The organism is Natronoglycomyces albus, assembly GCF_016925535.1.
Classification (GTDB): Bacteria; Actinomycetota; Actinomycetes; order Mycobacteriales; family Micromonosporaceae; genus Natronoglycomyces; species Natronoglycomyces albus.
The window spans coordinates 510,942-529,033 of record NZ_CP070496.1; the positions used below are offsets into that span (position 1 = coordinate 510,942).

The 18,092-nt window shown below is 61.8% G+C and carries 22 protein-coding genes; 12 read left to right on the forward strand and 10 right to left on the reverse strand.

Features of this window, described 5'->3' with window-relative positions; translation table 11 throughout:
• Positions 1-263: 263 nt before the first annotated feature.
• Together upp and JQS30_RS02130 are read left to right on the forward strand one after the other, a co-directional pair.
• A complete protein-coding gene (upp, locus tag JQS30_RS02125; RefSeq protein ID WP_213171760.1) occupies positions 264-896 on the forward strand; it encodes a uracil phosphoribosyltransferase in 633 nt (210 codons plus the stop codon).
• 174 nt (positions 897-1,070) lie between these two features.
• On the forward strand, positions 1,071-2,138 hold the full coding sequence (locus tag JQS30_RS02130) for a hypothetical protein (RefSeq protein WP_213171761.1): 1,068 nt from the start codon (positions 1,071-1,073) through the stop codon (positions 2,136-2,138).
• 85 nt (positions 2,139-2,223) lie between these two features.
• Here JQS30_RS02130 and JQS30_RS02135 read toward each other — a convergent pair whose 3' ends face one another.
• On the reverse strand, positions 2,224-2,817 hold the full coding sequence (locus JQS30_RS02135) for a GNAT family N-acetyltransferase (protein WP_213171762.1): 594 nt from the start codon (positions 2,815-2,817) through the stop codon (positions 2,224-2,226).
• Positions 2,818-2,914: 97 nt separating this feature from the next.
• Positions 2,915-3,097, reverse strand: coding sequence for a hypothetical protein (locus JQS30_RS02140; RefSeq protein WP_213171763.1), 183 nt, complete (start codon positions 3,095-3,097; stop codon positions 2,915-2,917).
• Positions 3,098-3,356: 259 nt separating this feature from the next.
• Here JQS30_RS02140 and ykgO point away from each other — a divergent pair, with 259 nt between their 5' ends.
• The 5 genes from ykgO to JQS30_RS02160 all read left to right on the forward strand — a co-directional run bounded on the left by ykgO (position 3,357) and on the right by JQS30_RS02160 (position 5,235).
• Complete coding sequence (ykgO, locus tag JQS30_RS02145) at positions 3,357-3,479, forward strand: type B 50S ribosomal protein L36 (protein ID WP_213171764.1); 123 nt, start codon at positions 3,357-3,359, stop codon at positions 3,477-3,479.
• A 440-nt stretch (positions 3,480-3,919) separates the two neighbouring features.
• Positions 3,920-4,189 (forward strand): hypothetical protein, encoded by a 270-nt coding sequence (locus tag JQS30_RS02150; RefSeq protein WP_213171765.1) that lies wholly within the window; start codon positions 3,920-3,922, stop codon positions 4,187-4,189.
• 195 nt (positions 4,190-4,384) lie between these two features.
• Positions 4,385-4,615, forward strand: a complete 231-nt coding sequence (locus tag JQS30_RS02155) for a hypothetical protein (protein WP_213171766.1) — start codon at positions 4,385-4,387, stop codon at positions 4,613-4,615.
• A 27-nt stretch (positions 4,616-4,642) separates the two neighbouring features.
• Positions 4,643-5,041 (forward strand): DUF6883 domain-containing protein, encoded by a 399-nt coding sequence (locus tag JQS30_RS17755; RefSeq protein ID WP_425498846.1) that lies wholly within the window; start codon positions 4,643-4,645, stop codon positions 5,039-5,041.
• Positions 5,038-5,235, forward strand: a complete 198-nt coding sequence (locus tag JQS30_RS02160; RefSeq protein WP_213171767.1) for a DUF4926 domain-containing protein — start codon at positions 5,038-5,040, stop codon at positions 5,233-5,235. The genes JQS30_RS17755 and JQS30_RS02160 overlap by 4 nt, the downstream gene beginning before the upstream one ends.
• Before the next feature lie 407 nt (positions 5,236-5,642).
• On the opposite strand, the gene JQS30_RS02165 is transcribed toward JQS30_RS02160, so the two are convergent.
• From JQS30_RS02165 to JQS30_RS02175, 3 genes are read right to left on the reverse strand one after another with little or no spacing between them, the layout of a single operon-like run.
• Positions 5,643-5,909: a hypothetical protein gene (locus tag JQS30_RS02165; RefSeq protein WP_213171768.1), complete on the reverse strand. Its 267-nt coding sequence runs from the start codon at positions 5,907-5,909 to the stop codon at positions 5,643-5,645.
• A complete protein-coding gene (locus JQS30_RS02170) occupies positions 5,906-6,190 on the reverse strand; it encodes a hypothetical protein (protein WP_213171769.1) in 285 nt (94 codons plus the stop codon). The genes JQS30_RS02165 and JQS30_RS02170 overlap by 4 nt, the downstream gene beginning before the upstream one ends.
• Positions 6,187-6,411, reverse strand: a complete 225-nt coding sequence (locus JQS30_RS02175) for a hypothetical protein (protein ID WP_213171770.1) — start codon at positions 6,409-6,411, stop codon at positions 6,187-6,189. Before JQS30_RS02175 ends, JQS30_RS02170 begins: the two co-directional genes overlap by 4 nt.
• Before the next feature lie 294 nt (positions 6,412-6,705).
• Here JQS30_RS02175 and JQS30_RS02180 point away from each other — a divergent pair, with 294 nt between their 5' ends.
• The 3 genes from JQS30_RS02180 to JQS30_RS02190 are packed head-to-tail and all read left to right on the forward strand — an operon-like array spanning position 6,706 to position 7,894.
• The gene (locus JQS30_RS02180; RefSeq protein WP_213171771.1) at positions 6,706-7,545 is read left to right on the forward strand and encodes a helix-turn-helix domain-containing protein; all 840 of its coding nucleotides are present in this window, start codon (positions 6,706-6,708) and stop codon (positions 7,543-7,545) included.
• Complete coding sequence (locus tag JQS30_RS02185; protein ID WP_213171772.1) at positions 7,532-7,720, forward strand: DUF397 domain-containing protein; 189 nt, start codon at positions 7,532-7,534, stop codon at positions 7,718-7,720. Before JQS30_RS02180 ends, JQS30_RS02185 begins: the two co-directional genes overlap by 14 nt.
• Positions 7,721-7,894 carry a DUF397 domain-containing protein gene (locus JQS30_RS02190; RefSeq protein WP_213171773.1) on the forward strand — a complete coding sequence of 58 codons (174 nt, stop codon included), beginning with the start codon at positions 7,721-7,723 and terminating at the stop codon, positions 7,892-7,894.
• Positions 7,895-7,955: 61 nt separating this feature from the next.
• Here the strand turns inward: JQS30_RS02190 and JQS30_RS02195 are convergent, their stop codons facing one another.
• Positions 7,956-8,825, reverse strand: coding sequence for an NAD(P)-dependent oxidoreductase (locus JQS30_RS02195; RefSeq protein ID WP_213171774.1), 870 nt, complete (start codon positions 8,823-8,825; stop codon positions 7,956-7,958).
• An 81-nt stretch (positions 8,826-8,906) separates the two neighbouring features.
• Here JQS30_RS02195 and JQS30_RS02200 point away from each other — a divergent pair, with 81 nt between their 5' ends.
• On the forward strand, positions 8,907-11,921 hold the full coding sequence (locus JQS30_RS02200; protein WP_213171775.1) for an ATP-binding protein: 3,015 nt from the start codon (positions 8,907-8,909) through the stop codon (positions 11,919-11,921).
• A 58-nt stretch (positions 11,922-11,979) separates the two neighbouring features.
• Here JQS30_RS02200 and JQS30_RS02205 read toward each other — a convergent pair whose 3' ends face one another.
• From JQS30_RS02205 to JQS30_RS02215, 3 genes are all read right to left on the reverse strand, one after another.
• Complete coding sequence (locus JQS30_RS02205) at positions 11,980-12,618, reverse strand: hypothetical protein (RefSeq protein ID WP_213171776.1); 639 nt, start codon at positions 12,616-12,618, stop codon at positions 11,980-11,982.
• 89 nt (positions 12,619-12,707) lie between these two features.
• Positions 12,708-13,892 (reverse strand): hypothetical protein, encoded by a 1,185-nt coding sequence (locus JQS30_RS02210; RefSeq protein ID WP_213171777.1) that lies wholly within the window; start codon positions 13,890-13,892, stop codon positions 12,708-12,710.
• A gap of 417 nt (positions 13,893-14,309) precedes the next feature.
• The gene (locus JQS30_RS02215; protein ID WP_213171778.1) at positions 14,310-14,657 is read right to left on the reverse strand and encodes a hypothetical protein; all 348 of its coding nucleotides are present in this window, start codon (positions 14,655-14,657) and stop codon (positions 14,310-14,312) included.
• 362 nt (positions 14,658-15,019) lie between these two features.
• Between JQS30_RS02215 and JQS30_RS02220 the strand changes: the two genes are divergently transcribed.
• The gene (locus tag JQS30_RS02220; RefSeq protein WP_213171779.1) at positions 15,020-15,880 is read left to right on the forward strand and encodes a DUF3137 domain-containing protein; all 861 of its coding nucleotides are present in this window, start codon (positions 15,020-15,022) and stop codon (positions 15,878-15,880) included.
• Positions 15,881-16,000: 120 nt separating this feature from the next.
• Here the strand turns inward: JQS30_RS02220 and JQS30_RS02225 are convergent, their stop codons facing one another.
• The gene (locus JQS30_RS02225) at positions 16,001-17,851 is read right to left on the reverse strand and encodes an ABC transporter family substrate-binding protein (protein WP_213171780.1); all 1,851 of its coding nucleotides are present in this window, start codon (positions 17,849-17,851) and stop codon (positions 16,001-16,003) included.
• Positions 17,852-18,092 lie beyond the last annotated feature (241 nt).

The window sequence follows — 18,092 nt, forward strand, 5'->3', positions numbered from 1 at the left end:
TTCTTATGTGACAGCTTATGACGTTGCCCATGCCTGTGACCCGAAACTGACCGGCAAGCACGCACCTCGCAACCCGGTTGGCTCCGCGAACGGCAGCACCACCGGCGAGACCATCCCCATTGAGACACGCGGCGCCTCCAGTGTCAATGAGCACCGCCCCTCACCTCCACCCACTGCGGCGCGTCCCTATAGCGGCAGCTGGCCACCGATGGATGATCCAATCGGCTGCCACATGACGGCGACCACGTCGTACAGTGGTGGACGTGGATGTACGAATAGTGGAACACCCCTTGGTAGCTACCCGCCTCACCGCGATGCGTGACGAAACCACCGACTCAGCGAACTTTCGGTCCGCCCTGCACGAACTGACGTCGCTGTTGGTCTACGAAGCGACCCGCGACATCGAACTGTCCGCATACGACATTCGCACTCCCGTCACCTCTACCAGCGGATACACGCTGGCCAACCCGCCGCTACTGGTCCCGGTGCTGCGAGCGGGCCTAGGAATGGCCGAATCGGCCCACAACCTGCTGCCGGAAGCCACCATGGGGTTCGTCGGGCTCGCCCGCGACGAAGCCACCCACGAACCGCGCGTCTACATGGAGTCGCTACCGGCCGACCTGGCCGGGCGACATGTCATCGTGCTAGACCCCATGGTCGCCACCGGCGGCTCGCTCGTGCGCTGCTGCGAAATGATCGCCGCGCGCGGTTGTGACAACATCTCGGTGGTGTGCGCGCTGGCCGCACCTCCGGCGATCGAACGCCTACGCAATTCGGGCCTGCCCTTGACGATCACGACCGCCTCCATTGACGACGGCCTCAACGACGATGCCTTTATCGTCCCAGGTCTGGGCGACGCCGGAGATAGGCAATTCGGCGCTTATCGCCGATATTAAGCACAGTGGCGCGTACCGCCGATACTGAACACTGCGGCGCGTACCGCCGGTAAACGAGCCGGTGAGAACGCCGACAGTGCCTTTTGCACAAGCCTGGGCGCGATGGTCGAGCTTGGTTGGCGTTGCTTCCCGCGCTTGTCGGGCCCAAACTTGCTATTGACAGGTGGTGCGTTAGTGCGACGATCTGGGATTGCTCTAAGTCTTGTCGCGATGCTGGCCGTGGCCGCCGGGTGTGGTGGTGAATCTGGTCGTGACTACAGTGCTGAGGATGTTCAGCGGGCCTGGGTGCAGAACGTGGAGGGCTCCAACGAGCTGGCGATGCTGATCCAACGGTTGGAGGCCAATTGCGCCCAAGCCCATGGCGTCGCGGCTGACCACTCTCTTGACATTGGATTCGTCGCGGGGGCCGACACGTCGATTGAGTCGCTCATGGGAGTCGCCGCGCCGCGCATCACCGTGGAGGAAGCCGAAGCACACGGCTATCGGGCGCAGCACCCTGAGATCTGGGAGAACTTTATCGACCGGGATGGGTCCGCCGAGCCGACTGAGCCCGACCGTGAAGCCCTCGCCGTCATGTACGGTTCTGACTTTGTCGAGGCGTTCTACGCTGATCCCGAAGCGACAGCCGAGGCCGACCTGCCAGGTCGCGACATCATCTACCTGGACGAGGACAGGGAGGCGTACGTCGTGGCGTACACCGACGGTTGTAAGGGCACGGTCTCGGCCGAGCTGTTCGGCGACGAACTGGCTTCGTACCATCGCGACCGCAGTGCCGCCGCGCCGTGGCTGGGTTCGAGCCTGAGCGACCATGCCGATTACATTGCCGCAGAGGCCGACTGGGCTTCGTGTATGCGCGAATTCGGTTACGCCTTCGATGGAATGGACGACTGGACCTGGCAGATCGTGGACTACGCGCGCGATTCTTTGGCCCAATTCGAGGACCTGCAAAAAGAACTGGCTGTGGCCGATGGCGATTGCGCTAAACGCGAGAACGTCAACGACCGTTTTCGAGCCGTATTCGAAGAGGTCTCGCTGGCCTACTTTGCCGAGCATGGGGCCGAGGTCGATATCTTCGCCTTTAACGAGCGCGTTGAGGACCTCAAGCTCCGCGCGCAAGAGATGCTTGAATCCGACAAGGTGTTTGGGAACTTAACGGTGTGGGGGCCGCGAGTTGTCCGGGCCGGTTCGACTTCGAGGCTTATGCATATGGCACTTGCGGTGTTAGCTCGTTTAGGAGCGTAAACTTCGCCCCCTGCGGCCTTGAACGCGCACTTTCGCGCAAGCGGCTTCGAGTTTTGCTCCCCGGCCTGGAGGGCCGGGGAGTCGCTTAAGCGTAGGCCAGGTAGGGGCCTGGCTTGTCGGGCTCCTCAAAACGGAAGCGCAATTGCAGGTCGGTTTCTTCGATCAGGTCGACTTGCTGCGTGAACTGTTCGTTGGTGATGACGAGGAAGCCGCGCAGACCCCATTCCTTCGCCAGCCAGCCGCGCAGAGTTTCCAAGAGGGCGCGGTCGGTCTCCGTTGCCAGCTGGGACTTGCGGACCCAGAAGTAGACCGTTGCCTGGTAGTCATCCCACTGTTCATCTGCGACCGGGGTGATTGTGCTGCGGGTGTACATCGGCGATGCGGTGGCAAAGAGGTAGACGCAGCCGAGGCATTCCGTTTCGGCCGGGTTGAGCACGGTGTAAGTGAAGGCTAGACGTTCGCTGTGGCGCTGCTCTAGATTCTCCAGGTCTGCACGGTTGGCTTCGACGGTGAAGTCGTCTTCGGGCCAACTCGACTGTTCCCACAAGCGTAGGTAGTCGCGGCTTTCCATGACGGCCGCGTGGTCCATCTCGGCGTCGGCGGCGGTGATGGGCCGCAGGCGGAAGGTATCTGTGGCGAGGCCAGGGGGGACTTCGCGGTCAGGGTCGGTGAAAAACATGGTTCTACCTCCTGTGCGTCCCTCGACGCACAGGAGGAGTGTAGCTAGCGGCGCCGCGTGGGCGCATTCTTTTTATGCGCGCTGGGCGGTGCCGCAATTAGCGGCTGGTTGCGTCGGCGAGGTGGGCGTGTTCGTCGTAGTGGTCGCCGTGCAAATGGTGCTGGTGGTCCCCGTGCAGATAGTCGACGTGGTCGTTGTGCACGATCTTTTCGTGGCCGCAGTTTTCGCCGTGTTCATGCTCTGAGACGGTGTGCTCCGCGCGAACGTGCTCATTGTCCATAGTAGATCCCCCGAGATCCTTGTTTGCTGCTGGTTCGCTGTTTTACCTGGTCGGGACTTTGGTTGTTCAGGCCCGTGGGCGGCGTATTCTCGCCGCTGCGAACCGGTGCCTCATGGGCTCAGAATACCGAGGCGGCGGCCGCTGGTGGCTGTTTCGAAAGATTGACGGGCCTGGTCGCGCGATGAGGGCTCGTTGCCGCACCTGGGGGGCATTGCTAGACTCTTATTGAAAACGATAACCATGTGCATGAGGAGTGAGTATGAAGGTGCGCGCATCCCTAAAGTCACTAAAGAACAAGCCGGGTTCGCAGGTGGTGCGGCGGCGGGGCCGGGTCTATGTGATCAACAAGCTCAATCCGCGCTTTAAGGGGCGCCAGGGCTAGTCACTGAGGGGTTCTGTGGGCCAGCCACGCGGCGAGAACTCGACTAGGGCGAACCGGAGCGGATCACCCCATCTCCGCTCCGGTTCCTGCGGTGTCTTCTGAGCGTTTTCTTCGCCGATCTTCTCCTGTGCCTAGTGGACTTTTCCGCGTTGTTCCGCTTTGCCACGTGATGACCCCCAGCAAGGTAGCGGCCCTCGGTCACTCGGCATGTCCTATATCGACGATCTCGCCGCGTCGCTCTCATCGGCGGCTTCCTTTTCGGACGAAACCGCTGCGCCGGCCAGATTTGGGGGCCGCTTCGTTACGCCCCTCCATGCGCTGCGGCGTGACTTCCCTTGTACAGTCCATTTTGGGCTTGTGCTGCGCATCCGTTGGTAGGTACCCTCACCCGAACGGGCCGCCACGGATGCCCGATGGGCGAGTGGAAAGGCGTTGTATTCATGGACGAGAAATACACGTACACGCACGAAGCGCCCGAATGGTTCAGGGTCAAGAACGCGCCAATGTTCGGGTGGCAGCGCGGATCACAGTACGTTGAGCTGTTTGTCTCCGGCAAAAACCGGCTTCGGCACCAGTACGTGCCCGAGGGCGGGTTCGATAGTCAAGAAGAGTTCGACGCCTACTGCCGCGAGGCGCTGGAAGAAATGGGGCCCGAGCAGGCCCACCGGCTAGCGTGGAGGATCGAACACGCGTTCTTGGGAAAGCAATGATCGGGGTAGGTCTTCTAGGTATCTCTAAACGGCCTGATACTGCCACCTCCTCCTAGTTTCTTGTAAGAGAGCCCGCGCTCGCTTTCCTCGGGCGGGCTTTTCTATGCCAGGCCGACCCTTTGGCCAGAACGTGTACATGTCGACTATGGGACAGATGGCTACCGCGTGGGGTTGGTCGCCCAAAGCGTGCTTGGCATGTCCTCTATCGATGATCTCGCTACGTCGCTTTCATCGACGCCTTCCTCTGCGGATGAAACCGCTGCGGCTCTTAGCCGAGCGAAAGCCGTTGCCGAGGGTGTGGTTGGCGCTTTCCAGTCGCTTGGTGCGGACGGTCGGGCAGCGCACGCGCATGCCGTGGCCGACCAGATCGAGGGCATCACCGGCCAACAAGCGGCGGTCACGGACACCATCGAGAATGCCCAGTAAGCGACCAAGGCACTACGAGACGCTTTACTGACCACCAACAGCGCGGGCAGCGCTGCCGCAGCGCCACATCCCGCACGCCCGTCTCACTGGCCGGACTTCTCGCGAGCGACCATCCTGGACGGCAAAATCGCTGGATACGCCCTCAAAATGGATCATCCTAAAGGTGGCGGCAAGGCGCGCGTGATCAAGTCGGCCACGGGGCTGGGCCCTGAAGATGCCGATAACGTCAAACAGCAGATATGGGCCAAGGCCAACCAAACTGGGCCGAATACGAAGGGGAGGAACAGGTGGGGCCAGGTGTGGGCAGTCGACATTGACCTGGAAGGGCCCAAGGGTTCTGTCAGAGTGCGCACAGGATGGATGACCGAGGATAACGGCGTGACAAGGTTGACCACTGTCTCGTTCCCACCGAAGGGGAGGCAATGAAGGAAATCGACGTCGTTGAGCTGTTGGTAGACGTGCCTGAGGAGGGCCTCAAAGCTGGCGAGACCGGAACGGTCGTGCTGGAGCTCGACGAAGATACCGTCGAGGTCGAGTTCGTTGATGACGAGGGCTACACCACAGCACAGTTGCCGCTACGCCGTGACCAGCTCCGTGTCACCTGGTCGTACGAAGGTTGACCGCTGGCCCAGGCACAGCGAAACGGCCCCACCCGAAAGGTAGGGCCACTGTTCTTTCACTTGACGACATTTTCTTCGTGCGTCCCTTCGCGCGCGATGTGCCAGTTTTCCGCGCAGAGGGTTCGCCCCACGTCGCGTCAAAAAGGTCGCGGTCCTCAACCTGCCTCAGCGCTTTAGTGCTCACTGCCGATGAACACCGTGGGCAGTGAGCCCGCTTCGCTCGATATCTGCTCGATCTATGCGGACGCGACCTAGTCCGCATCGTGGAACACTGCACCGCCCAGCAAAGTCCCTAGTGGACAAGCGAGGTTGGCACGCACAAACTCGCGAGCTAGTGACCCGCTTCCGGCCCCGACCAGGGTGAGCCGGAGCGGATCACCTCATCTGGGCTCCGGTTCCTGTAGTGCCTATTGCGTCTGGTCCTCTCCGAAATGCGCTTCGAACTTGGCACGGAAGGCGGCCACCCATGCGCCGGAGCCGTCGCCGAAGATGTGCCATTGAAACCACCAGTGGCCGCGCGGCGTCAGATGTGCCCGCCCAATGGGGCCCTTGGTGATGTCGCCGCCTCGGTAGATGTCGACCACGCCGGGTCGATCGAGTTCATAGAGGTGGTAGTCGTGGCCCATCTCGATGATGCCAATATGCGCGCCCACCTCGGGCTGAGAGTGGTTCATGGCTTGCTCACCTGCGCCAACAGTGCTGCTGCGTGAGTGCGCACCTGGGAAAGGATCGCCTCCCGCCACGTGTTCGGGCGGCCGCAAAAAGGTGTCTCCCACTGCGAGGCGAGTATGGTGCCGCGCCGCAGTAGAAGCGTGGCCACCGCGATGGGCATGGTCTGGCCTCGCATTGTCAGCCGAAGCGCGCCGCCGTGATCAGGATCGGGCGAGACCATGTAAGTGTCGCTGGCGTAGTCGAACTCGACGACGCTCTCGGGTGTGGTCTTGGCGTCGGTCATGACAGACCTACCGGAAGCCACGTGGTCGACCGGGCGCGAGCGTCGGCGGCGATGAGCGCGGCTCGTCCATCGCGTTTGGGCTGGCAGCCTCCCCGCCTCCACGGTTGATTGCAGTAGCGGCACCGAAGCCGCAACGTCCACGTCAAGCGGGGGCCATGTAGGTGCAAGTGGGACTGGATTTCGCCCAGGCGGGCATTGGGCAGTATCGTTTCATGAGACATCGCGAGACCTCATCTTGTGGTGTCGGAGACGGCCGCCGGAGGGACCGTGCAAAGAACTTCCGGCGGCCGTCGTGTGCGCTGGTGAGGAATCCGCTAGCGCGGGGGTCGTCCGGACGCCAGCGAACCTGTGCCACCCCAGCAAGCGACACATCAGCCGTGACCGCCAACGACGGCCACAACCCGACCATAAGGCGATTGCGGCGCATTTCGGAAGAGGCACACGCTGACGCGATTTGGTAGGGGCTAAAACGCTCCAGCAAAATCGATTCGAGTCGCTTGTGATACCATCCGCGCATGATGAGCTACGGTAAGTCACCATCTTTGGCTCGGCGGACTCTGGCCAAGAAATTGCAGAAAGCCCGGGAAGCAAAGGGCCTGAGCCCGCAGGATCTCGGAGCCTTGACCGGCTATCACAAGTCGACGATCAACAAGATTGAGCGCGCCGAGCAAGGCGTCAAGCAAACGCAGCTCGAAGGGATTGTCAAGCACCTCGACATTACCGACGAGGAGCGGTCCTATCTATTTTCGCTGCGGTTGCGCAGCAATCAGCGGGGATGGTGGGAGAGCCATTTTGATCTTGGCTCCGCTAGCCGTATCTCACCGACGACGCAGCTGCTGGTTGAGGCGGAACAGGCGGCTACTCGCATTCGCTCCCTGCAAGCTGAGGTGATTCCGGGGCTGATCCAGACCCAGGAGTATCACCACGAAATGGACCGAGCAGCGGTGCCCTCATTGCGCGATGATTCTGGTGCGGGGTTCCAGATCCGCAGCCGCCGCAGCCAGCTGCTTTTCAGTCGCGACGACCAGCCTCAGCTCGAATTCATCGTCGGGGCGGGCGCGATGCACTATCTGTCGCAGATGCCCGAAGAGGTACGGCGCGGTCAGCTCCAACGACTGGAAGAGGTCGCCTCGCTGCCGAATGCCTCGATTCATGTTCTCGACCGCATCCATGCGGCGGCTGCCGGTGGGTTCACGCTCATTGACTCTCCGGATCTGAGCTTGGTCTACCAAGACGTTGCCCACGAGGGGAGCTATCGTGAAGAGAAGGCACTATTGTCGCTCTACGACGAGATCTTCACCCATGCGTTGAAGCAGGCCGTAGGCATAAGGGAGTATCTGAATGAAATGGCGTAAGAGTTCACGCAGTCAAGCCAACGGCACAAACTCAGACTGTGTTGAAGCGCGCACGATCGCTGGGGCATTCCAGGTGCGGGATTCGAAGCTTGGTGAGTCCTCGCCGGTTTTTGGTCTGGCTGAGGGTGAGTTTGCCGGGCTGCTGCGTGCGGCCAAGCGGTTAGGGAGCATCTGAATGAAATGGCGTAAGAGTTCACGCAGTCAAGGAAACGGCACGAACTCGAGTTGTGTTGAGGCGCGTGTTGCGGCCGGGGCGTTCCAGGTGCGGGATTCGAAACTGGGCGAGCCTTCGCCGATCTTTCATCTGCACCCAGGTGACTTCTCCGCGTTGCTTCGCCGCGCGAAGTGATGACCCCCAGCACCTAAGCGGCCCTCGGTGAACCGAAGGCCGCTTTACTATGGTCGTTTACCTAGTGGCCGCGAATGGTCTGGTACGTGGGCACCGGTTCGCCCTTTTTCTCGCTGGCTTCCAGGCTGCGGCTGTAAATGTCTTGCACCGCGCGGATGACGCTGGCGTCCACCCCGACTTGCTCGCTCGTGTCGATCACGTGCTGAGCCCCGGCATGCATCATCTTCAACTCCGAGACTCCGCCCCAGCCACCGTCTTTGGCCATCATGTTGGTGAAAGCCATGAAATCCGGCAACGTCTTGGGCACGTGCTGCGCAAACGGCAAGAACCGGTCCGGGTCCTCGCCCCACCGTTCAATGGTGGCCCTGGCCTGTTCGAACGCCAACAACATGGGGTGGAACAGGTTTAGCATCGTCTGGTAGTACAGGTTCGCCGTGGCCGGGTCCTCCCCGATGTATTCGGGGCGACTCAGCGGAGCCAACGTCTCCTCATAGGCCTCGTACAGGTGGCGCGGGCCCGAATAGAACACATAGTTCAGCTCGTGCGTCAGATTGTCCGACTGCGTCATGGGCCCACCGGTCAACTGCCGCGCCCCCTGCTCGCCCAGCCAAGCCGCGCCCTCGGCGGTCTCGGTGGGGTTGCCCGAGGTCATATTGACGATGATGCGTCCCTTAAGGTGCTGGGCCACCGGTTCCAACACCTTGCGAACAGCCTCATAGTGCGTCAAGCTGACCACGATCAAAGTGTTCGCCTCCAGCGCCTCGGCCAGAGACGCGGCCTTGATCGCCCCTTCGGCCGCCATCGCCTCGGCCTTGCTCTCGGTCCGGTTCCACACCGTCACGGCGTTGCCGGCCGCCAAGAACTGGCGCACCATCGCCTGCCCCATCGGGCCCAAACCGATCACAGTCACCGGCACTTTCGCGTTCGACATAGTCACTCCTTGGTTCGTCGTTGGCCCAACAGTGCCGCTTCGCGCCTACGGTTGTCCTACGGTCGGCCTACACTTGCCCTCATGCGGTTTGGAGTGCTCGGCCCCATCGCGGTGTGGACGGACACCGGAGACGAGATTCGCATACCCGAACGCAAACTTCGCCTGCTGCTAGCCGCGCTCCTGTGCGACCCGGGGCACGCCGTCTCCGCGCCGCGACTCTGCCAAGACCTATGGCCCCACCTGGACCAGCCATTGGCCACCCTGCAAGCCAAAATCTCGACTCTGCGCCGCCTCTTTGAGCGAGCCGAGCCCGGCGGACGAGCCCTTATCGAACACCGGGCCGGGCGCTACCGCCTGGATCTGAGCCGGGCCACCCTGGACCTAGCCGACTTCGTCTCCCTGACCGAACGCGCCCGCTCCCCTTTGGCGGCAACGCAGCGCATCGCGCTGCTGGAAGAGGCGTTGCGGCTGCGGCGCGGCGACGCCTATGCCGACGCCGAGACCGAAACCTTCGCGGCCGCGGCCATCAGAGGCTGGCACGAGCGCGAACTGTCCGCCCGCCTTGCGCTAGCCGCAGCCCGGCTGGACGCGGGCCAACCGCACACCGCCGCCGTCGAACTGGAGAGCCTGGCCGGGCACCACCGCCTGCACCAAAGGCTGCAAAAGCTACTCATGTTGGCCCTCTACCAGTCGGGCCGCCCCGAGGAAGCATTGCGAACATATGAGGCTCTACGTCGAGGCCTAGCCGATTCACTCGGGATCGACCCGGAACCCTCGGTGGCCCAACTACACCTAGACATGCTGCGCCAAGCCGACCATCTGCGCGCCGAGGCGACACCGCCCCCGGCCGACCTCGCCCCGGTAAGCATGGGGAAGACCATCGGACGCGACCATGACCTGACCCGGCTGCGCGACCTGCTCAAGCAAGGCTCCCTCATCACGTTGACCGGACCCAGCGGCATCGGAAAGACCCACGTGGCCGCAGCCTTGGCCCAGCTGGTGCGCGACGATTTCCCCTCCAACGGGCGATGGGTCGAGTTGGCCCAACTGCCACCGCAGGCCAGCGCTGAGGCCATCGCGGGCGATATCGCCGCCCAGCTGGGCCTCAGCGACGCCGCACCGGAGCTAGACACCGCGACCAACATCGCCGGATCCAGTGCCATCGAACGCCTCCGGACGAACCTTAAAGACAAGTCGCTGCTGCTGGTCCTCGACAATTGCGAGCACGTGGCCGAGAGCGCGGCGACGGTCGTGGCCGCCCTGTTGCGACAGTGTCCGGGCTTGCGCATCGTCGCCACCAGTCAGGAGCCGTTGCGGGTGCGCGGTGAACAGCGCTACCCGGTCGGTGGTCTCGACCTGGCTGCCGCAGCGGAGCTGTTGGTCGTGCGAGCTCGCTCCCATGACCCCAATTTCGTGCCCGCCGAAGGCGAGCGGGAACTCATCGCCCACATCTGCGACCGGCTCGACGGTGTCCCGTTGGCGATCGAGCTGGCCGCCGCCCGCATCCATTCCCTGGGAGCCAAAGATCTGCTGGCGCGCCTTGATGACCAGCTAGGGCTATTGCGCGGCAACCGCCGCGACGCCCCCAAGCGACAACGGACCTTGTACGCGGCCCTGGCCTGGACCTGGAATCTGCTCGACGAGGAGCAACAGCGACTATGGAGCCACCTGTCCATCTTCGGCGGCTCGGCGACCCTAGCGGCGATCGAGGCCGTCACCGATGCGGCGGCCGCTTTGGAGACTCTGGTCGAACGCGGCCTGGTGACCGTGAAGGCCACATTCGAGGCCCGCCGTTACCAGCTACTCAACGCCGTTTCCGCCTTCGGAGCCGAGCAGCTGACCGCTGAGACCGCGTCCCAATTGGCCGCCCGACACCATCAGTACTATGCGAGCCTCGCCGCCTCGGCACACCGGGCCCTGTTTGGCCCCGAACAGGCCACCTGGGTGGCCAGGCTCAACAGCGAGGCCGCCAATGTGCGCCAAGCCCTCACCACCGCCCTCGACCAGGACGCCGCCACCGCGATCGCCATGGCCTGCGACCTGGCCTGGTACTGGTACATCAGTGGACGCATCGACGAAGCACGCCACTGGTTGACCTCGGCGCTCAACCGCAGCGACCCGGCATCCTCCGCGCGCGCCGCCGCCTGGCTATACGGCATCGAGCAGCGGGTCAACCCCACCAGTGAACCAGCGCCGGAGCTCGATGTCGACGATGAGAGGCTGCTGTGGTTTGCCCACCTAGCATTGGCGGACACGGGCCGAGGCCGCGACTGGGAGCTTATGGAACGACTGTTGACCTCGGGTGACGACTGGACCAGGGCCGCCACCCTGTGTACCCGGGTGGTTCACCGCATCGCCGAGGGGGACATTGTCGCGGCCAGGGACGATGCCGAAAGCGCCGCTAAGCTCTTCGAGGATCTGGAAGACGGGTGGGGCCTATGCCAGGCCATCGATTGGCAGGCCGAGGCCACCTTGATTCTGGCTCGCTACGAGGAAGCCCGCGAACTCAACGAACGAGGCCTTAACCTGGCCGTGGAGTTCGGCTTGCCGCTCAAAGTCGCCAACCGGCAATGCGGGCTAGGTCGCGTGGCGCTTCTGAGTGGCGATCTTGGCCAGTCCCGCACCTGGCATCAGGCCGCGTTGGATACCTCGCGGGACCAGGGCTACGTCAAAGGCGTGGTCTCGGCCCGCATCGGGTTGGGTCTGACCGCCCGCAGGGCCGGGGAGTTGGTCGAAGCCGAACACCACATGCGGCAAGTTCTGGAATGGAACCGGGACCCGGATTTCGCCGCCGTGCGCACCCTGGCCTTGGCCGAACTGGGGTTCGCCGCTGAGCAGCGCGGTGACGCGGCCACCGCAGAACGCCTCCACACCGAAGGGCTCACAGTAGCGCGCGCGGCCGGGGACCCGCGTGCCATCGCGCTGGCGCATGAGGGCTTGGCCGGTGCCTGTTCCCTGGCCGGGCAACGCGACCGTGCTCGCCAACACTTGGAGAAGGCCGCACGACTGCGCGAAGAACTAGGTCTTCCGTTGCCTGAGGCCGAACGAGACGACGTGGTGCGCATTGAGCGGCGACTCAGCGGCACCTGTGAATAGACACAGCCTCACGCAAGACCGTCACCGGCGATGGCCGACCGGCCATCGCCAGCCGTGATTAGGTCCGGGTGGAGGTGTCGTCCTCCGCATCGGTATCGGAGTCCTCGGCACTGATCGGGCCTTCCTCGCCCAGCTCCAAACATCCGAAATGGTTATCGGGGTCGTAGGGGCCAGAGTCAGGCAGGCCATACAGCGGAGCGTCGAGCTCTTGCCTGGTCGGGTCGTCGACCTCGAAATCACCCACCACGGAGAAACGAGTGAAGACGTCGTCTTGCACGTCGCACAGCGTAATCCGGGCCTCATAGGGTTCGTCCACGCACTCGGGCATACACCACAGGCCCGAGACGGTGCCAATGGCGACGGCCCGATCGGGACCCCAGATGTACCACTCCATGTTGTCGGCATTCGAATTCTCTTGCAACATCATCGATTCGGGAGTCTGCACCAACTCATCGGGAATCGGGTCTTCCATATGAATGAGGTGCGCGTACACGTCGTGGACCTCTAGTTCGTCCGGGAGACCCTGGGTCAAGTCATCCGGTGCGGCGTCCTCATTGGAGTCGTCATCCTCCGTTGGTGCTTCGGCGGTCGGGGTCGCTTCGTCCTCCGGGGCCGCGTCGTCGCCGGTACCGCAAGCGGCAAGGAGGAGAGCGCTGGCCGCCCCTGCGGCCATGAGCGTCATTCGAGTTAGTTTCATGTCCCCACGATATGTCATGAGCACGCAGGCGCAACCCAACTTGCGCCTGCGTGAAGCACTACGGTTCCCTCAACCCAGCCTGACAAGACTCAGCGAGTGTCAAGATAGTCGCCCCAACCTGAGGTGAATTCCTTGCCCTTCTTAAGCTGCTCCTTCTCTTCCTTGGTCATCTTGTTGTCGTCGCCATCTGTCAGGCTCCGATAACCTTCGTAGCCCGTCACAAGGTCGCCCGTGGCGTCGAAGGCGAAGCCAGCGGCCGCCTCGCCAAATGTTCCATCGTGCTCAAACGCGGTGACCAAATGTTTACCGACGTTGTAGGAGGAGGTAAGGATGTCCATGACCGGCTTAACGTTTTGCAGCACCTTTATGACGGTGTTGAAGATCTGCACCGCAACTTGAAAGACCTGCGAAACCTGCAACTTGAACTTGATGAACGCGATGATCCTCCTGGCCACCGACACAACCGTGGTGGCGATTTGCGTGGCTATGGTGCCACCAAAGGTCACCGCCGAAGCGGCCATCGAAATAAGCCACTGAGTCGCCTGCGCAGCCAGAAAGTCCGAAAGTTCCTTAAGCACGTAGGCATAGGCGTTTTGAGCCAGCTTGGCGGCAGCGTCGAGCAATTCCTTCACAACCCGGCACGCCAGCGCCGCGACCCGAATAAAACCGTACTGCTCATTAATCCGCAGACGAGCCATATCGGCATCGTCGCCCTGCCATTGGCCAAGCGGCCCCTCGACTCTCGTGCGAAGGTTGTCGGCGATTCCGAGGAACTCCTGTCCAGCGGCTTCCCACATGCTTCCGGATGTCTTGAGGCGATCCTCGTTGCCCAGGAATAGGCCGACCAAGTCCTCCAGCGGCTTGACTAGGTTTACCAGAATGTCGAGCCCGAGCTGGATGAGCCAGCTAATCGGGTTCTCAAAGATCTTTTCCAGTCCCTTGATCAAACTTTCGGCAGAGTCGAGAACCTCACCGACGTTGCCGCCCAAACTCAAGAGAGTCTCCAGGTCGAAGCCTTCGTCATACAACTTCTTCCCGTCGGCGTAACCCCCCTCGAACCCATCGGCGATTTTCCCCATGTGCTGGGTGCCGTCGTGGAGCGTCGTGCCATCCGAAGTCTTGGGAGGGCTCTTAAACACATCATCTTTAATCGACTCGTAGACCGAATCTTGGCTTCCTCCCAAGAGGCTGCCATCTTCGTAGCGGAACATGTCCGACTGAGACGGTCCATCCTCTTGCAGCCGACCAAGATTTCTCTCTTCTGCTTCGGACATTGCCGATTCCTTTCAAAAAGTCTGGTTCCTCAGAGCCCTAAGAGCTCCTATCAGGTTTCTCTTCCTACTGCGGTGGAGTGATGTCGCGCCTGGCCGCGTTGTCGGCCCTTGCCCATACCCGCTGGGTATGAACAAGCACCTCCGCCTCCCCACGCACTGACAGCACACCATCCTCGCCACGGAAACAAACCTGATAGGAGCTCTAAGCAGCCCTTATGTCATCAAGGACGGGTTTCTGGCCACGCCGAAAACGCAGGTGAGGCCTATGCGAAGGTGCACATTCACAGCCGCAGGAGGCGACGTTGACGCTCCGCGACGAGCCGACGAGAACGCTGAAAGTGCAAGCCTCAGTGGCGCGAATGTGAGTAGGGCAGGCCGACCTACCGGCGGTCACTGAACCGAAGCTAGGAGCAGCCTCTAGCCAGGTGGTGGCTGGTAGGAGTCGGCAACCTCGGTGGCGTCGCCCAACTGATCGAACGCCCGGGCAATGTCGGCCTCGTTTGCTTCGATCTCTTCGGCCTCGTTTGCGATGCGATCAGCGCTGGCGGTTAGAGACTCAGGCAATTGACCGATCATGTCCCGGATGATGGTGGTTCCAGGGAAGTAAATGCTGGCAAAGAGCGCACCTGGCACTCCCCACATTGTCCAGTCGGGGTCAGCGTCTTCGAGATAGCTAAGAGTGCTTTCCGTGAGATCAGCCGTTTGCCTCAACGATTCAGCTAGCTGGGCGAGCTGTTCGCAGCTGACTTCAATGGATTCGGACATGGATTTTCCTGCCTTCGGCGTCTCCGCCGGTCATCATCGGCCTTAGGGGAGGGCGTCAGTCATGGTTGTTTGCTGGCGATACGCATAGATGCGTTATGGACAGTCTATACTGGCCAGTCAAATTAGACGTACCCTCTGAGCTGGAAAGACATTCAGTCCAAAGTATTGTGTTGATCACATTTGACTCAGGTGTTCCCTCTGGTACTTGGCGGCGCGGTGACCGTTTCAGAGCTTTCAAGCGGCCATATCGATCATGCAGGGAACCGGAGGCATGTGCGGGGCACGGTATCCTCCGGTGAGTCCGTGGCTGACCTCAACCTGGTCGGCAGTTACGAGTTGTGGCCGATGTGAGGTGGCGAAGAATGGGAACCGACAGCCCCCTGGCGCATATTGCCTTGGGTGAACAATTGGCCAACGTGTCATTTGGATGGGTGCTGTATATAACCGTGGCGGCAGCGGTGCTGGGATTCGTCTTCTACCGTCGGGGGGCAGCAGCGCGGGAACGCAACGGGCGGTACCGCACCTACGCGGAAAAATATCGCCTCACCTATTGGCCGCGTGACTTTGGAATGTTGGGATTTTCCAAGGTCAGCCCCTTTGGCGTAGGGGGGAACCGCTTGGCCCGCTTTGTTTTTGAAGGTCCCTACCACGACACCGAACTGGTCACGTTCGAATACAGCTACCAGCCGCGAGCGCTGAGCATGCGGAAACGACAGGGCCCCAATAATTCACAGAAGGAACGGTTCCAGGTGGTGGCGCTGCGGCTGCCGCACACGTGTCCATTCCTCCAGTTGAGCCCCAACGACGGCTTGGAAGACAACACCACGGTCGTGGAAGATCTCAGCAACGCGCTTGAAAATGTGCTGCCCGCCGATGTCAACCGCGACCTGCGCGACTGGTTGGACCGCAAAGTCGGCTCCATCCTCAAGCCAGGCAAAGGCAAGAACGAACTCGCCTTTGACAATCCGGTCTTTGACTATCAGTTCAATGTGACCTCGCCCGATGCCCGGTTCGCCGAGCATGTGCTGACCGAGGAACTGATGCAATGGCTGCTCGAACAGGACAAGGCGCTCAGGCAAGTTATCCGCATAGAGGGCAACTGGTTGATGACCTTCGTCAACAGCGACTTCCGACTCAAGCCGATCCGCCCCAACGCGCGTTTCCTGCACGAGTTGATCGCGCACATGCCCGAACAGATGCGAACCAGCCCCCAACGCGCCTAGGGCGTACGCGAGAAACGCCTTCGTCTGAGGCCTCCTCAGCCCCCTCGAACCGCGACGAGGCCAAAAGTGGGGGCCAACTCCAGAAGTCGACCCCCGCCCCGCATCCATCGGCCAGAGGCGCTATTCCTGGTCAGCCTCAGTATCGAGGATGCCCCACTGCGCGATATTGGACATGCCGCGCTGCGAGGAGGCCCAGTTGTCACGCACGTTGATCAGGCTCTCGTGCGCCATGATCAGCGAAGGCGTGTCAAACAGCGGCAACACATAGGCCTCGGCCACGACTGCCTCCACTGAGGCATTGACCCGCGCAGCGGCCTCATCCATGTCGGTGGTCTGCTTGATGGTGCCCAAGAGCTCGTCGAGATCATCGTTATTCAACCCGCCCCAGTTGGACCCGGACGTGGAGTGCCAATGCTGGATCGGGTAATTGGTGAATGCCGGGGTGGCCGACCAGCCGTAGACGATCATGTCGTAATTGCCCTCGGCCAAGACATCGGCCAGATCGCCGCTGGGGTAGCCCACCAGGCTGACACCCAAACCGATTTGCGCCAGATCATGTTGGGAAAACTCGCCCACGGCCTGGCGATTGGCATTTCCGTTCATCACCGAGAAAGTCACCTCGACGAGCTCACCCTCTTCGGTGAGAAGGCGATCATTGTGGTCCCAGGTGTAACCGGCCTCGGCGAGAATCTCCCGGGCGGCCTCATAGTCGCCCGAACCCTGACCGGTCTCACTGATGTGGTCGACGTGGTACTCGGAGTCCACCGAAAACGTGTGGTTGGTGCGCTTCTTCACGTCGTCAACGTCCATCACCAAACCATGCGTGCGCTCAATGAGCGTGTCCACATTGATCGCGGTAAAGATGGCCTGGCGAAGCGCCAGGTCTTGCAGGAACTCATTTTGCACGTTCAGGTCGATATGCTCCCAACTAGGGCCATCGCCCAGCGCGTAGCGCACCTCGTCCATCGACTCCAGTTGCACGATGGCGTCCGGGTCGAAATTGGCTGGCGTCGCGCCATGAACAGATCCTTGCCGCAGTTCGGTAATCAACGAGTCAAAGTCGTCAATGACCTGGAACGTCACCGAATCAAGCGTGACCTCGGCCGAACCGGCCCACTCCGGATTAGGCTCCATCATCACGAAGTCACCCTCCACAGCGTCGGTGATGCGGTAGGGCCCCGCCGTCCACTCCGGCACCGTCGTCAAGAAGTGCTGCATGGCCTCCCCCATGTGTTCGGGGTCGCTCTTCCAATCCGTGAAACCATGCTCTTCGGCCTGATGCGCCGGATGCGACAGCACTTCCTGGAACTCCCACTCCGGGTCGATAAAACCATCGACCAAAGTGATGACGACGCCGTGATCCCCATCGGCCTCAATCGAGTCGATGGACGAGAAAAAGGCCGGAGCCGGAGAGTTGCAACCCTCGTCGCACAGGGAGGAGTCACCAGCGCGGGCATACCAGTTGAAAATAAAGTCATCGACATTGATGTTCACCCCGTCGCCCCAGGTGGCATCCGGGTTCAACTCATAGCGCACCCGCATGGGGTCCTCACCGATCAGCTCAGCCCGGTCGGCGAACACCCCATCGTTGAACTCCCATTCGCCCACCTGATTGAAGATTCCCGACGTGGGATAGATACCGCCCATCGCCTGCCGCTGATAAGTGCTGCGGCTATCGGCGTGCGCCTCGGACCACCCCGACCACTGGGCATCCATGGCCCACACGATATCCCCACCATCGATGCGAGGCCCGGAATTACATTCCAGGGGATGTTCGATGCACTCCTCGAATCCAGCCCCCCGGTATTGGCCGTCGGTGCCGCCGACCACACAGGCACTCAAAGCCATCGCCGAAGCCGCGAGTACGCCTAGAGGCAGTGAGAACTTACGTATGCGCATAGTTTCCTCCACATAGGGCCGGGCGCGACGGGCGCTGAGGACGCCGCGCCACACCCGGCCGTGTTGGAGCACAGCCTGTCACATTTGGGGCCAAGTGCCGTAAAACCGGCGCGAACCGGGACTTACTTGTGATGACCCCGTAATGATGTGATCGAAATCCGCCACTGCGCTGCGCCACCGCCCATCTGCGGGTAAAAGGCCAGCTCGGCACAGGCAGAGAATGAACGAGGCTTGATCCCTTCCCGGACACAGGTCACCCGCGTTGCCCCGTTCGCACCCGGCGGCGCCCCGCCGCCCCGCTCGGGACCACCAG

Bases quoted from the DNA above. Each gene is read 5' to 3' on its own strand.
- JQS30_RS02135 (WP_213171762.1), bottom strand. From the start codon at position 2,817: ATGTTTTTCACCGACCCTGACCGCGAAGTCCCCCCTGGCCTCGCCACA.
- JQS30_RS02140 (WP_213171763.1), bottom strand. From the start codon at position 3,097: ATGGACAATGAGCACGTTCGCGCGGAGCACACCGTCTCAGAGCATGAA.
- ykgO (WP_213171764.1), top strand. From the start codon at position 3,357: ATGAAGGTGCGCGCATCCCTAAAGTCACTAAAGAACAAGCCGGGTTCG.
- JQS30_RS02150 (WP_213171765.1), top strand. From the start codon at position 3,920: ATGGACGAGAAATACACGTACACGCACGAAGCGCCCGAATGGTTCAGG.
- JQS30_RS02155 (WP_213171766.1), top strand. From the start codon at position 4,385: ATGTCCTCTATCGATGATCTCGCTACGTCGCTTTCATCGACGCCTTCC.
- JQS30_RS02160 (WP_213171767.1), top strand. From the start codon at position 5,038: ATGAAGGAAATCGACGTCGTTGAGCTGTTGGTAGACGTGCCTGAGGAG.
- JQS30_RS02165 (WP_213171768.1), bottom strand. From the start codon at position 5,909: ATGAACCACTCTCAGCCCGAGGTGGGCGCGCATATTGGCATCATCGAG.
- JQS30_RS02170 (WP_213171769.1), bottom strand. From the start codon at position 6,190: ATGACCGACGCCAAGACCACACCCGAGAGCGTCGTCGAGTTCGACTAC.
- JQS30_RS02175 (WP_213171770.1), bottom strand. From the start codon at position 6,411: ATGTCTCATGAAACGATACTGCCCAATGCCCGCCTGGGCGAAATCCAG.
- JQS30_RS02180 (WP_213171771.1), top strand. From the start codon at position 6,706: ATGATGAGCTACGGTAAGTCACCATCTTTGGCTCGGCGGACTCTGGCC.
- JQS30_RS02185 (WP_213171772.1), top strand. From the start codon at position 7,532: ATGAAATGGCGTAAGAGTTCACGCAGTCAAGCCAACGGCACAAACTCA.
- JQS30_RS02190 (WP_213171773.1), top strand. From the start codon at position 7,721: ATGAAATGGCGTAAGAGTTCACGCAGTCAAGGAAACGGCACGAACTCG.
- JQS30_RS02195 (WP_213171774.1), bottom strand. From the start codon at position 8,825: ATGTCGAACGCGAAAGTGCCGGTGACTGTGATCGGTTTGGGCCCGATG.
- JQS30_RS02200 (WP_213171775.1), top strand. From the start codon at position 8,907: ATGCGGTTTGGAGTGCTCGGCCCCATCGCGGTGTGGACGGACACCGGA.
- JQS30_RS02205 (WP_213171776.1), bottom strand. From the start codon at position 12,618: ATGAAACTAACTCGAATGACGCTCATGGCCGCAGGGGCGGCCAGCGCT.
- JQS30_RS02210 (WP_213171777.1), bottom strand. From the start codon at position 13,892: ATGTCCGAAGCAGAAGAGAGAAATCTTGGTCGGCTGCAAGAGGATGGA.
- JQS30_RS02215 (WP_213171778.1), bottom strand. From the start codon at position 14,657: ATGTCCGAATCCATTGAAGTCAGCTGCGAACAGCTCGCCCAGCTAGCT.
- JQS30_RS02220 (WP_213171779.1), top strand. From the start codon at position 15,020: ATGGGAACCGACAGCCCCCTGGCGCATATTGCCTTGGGTGAACAATTG.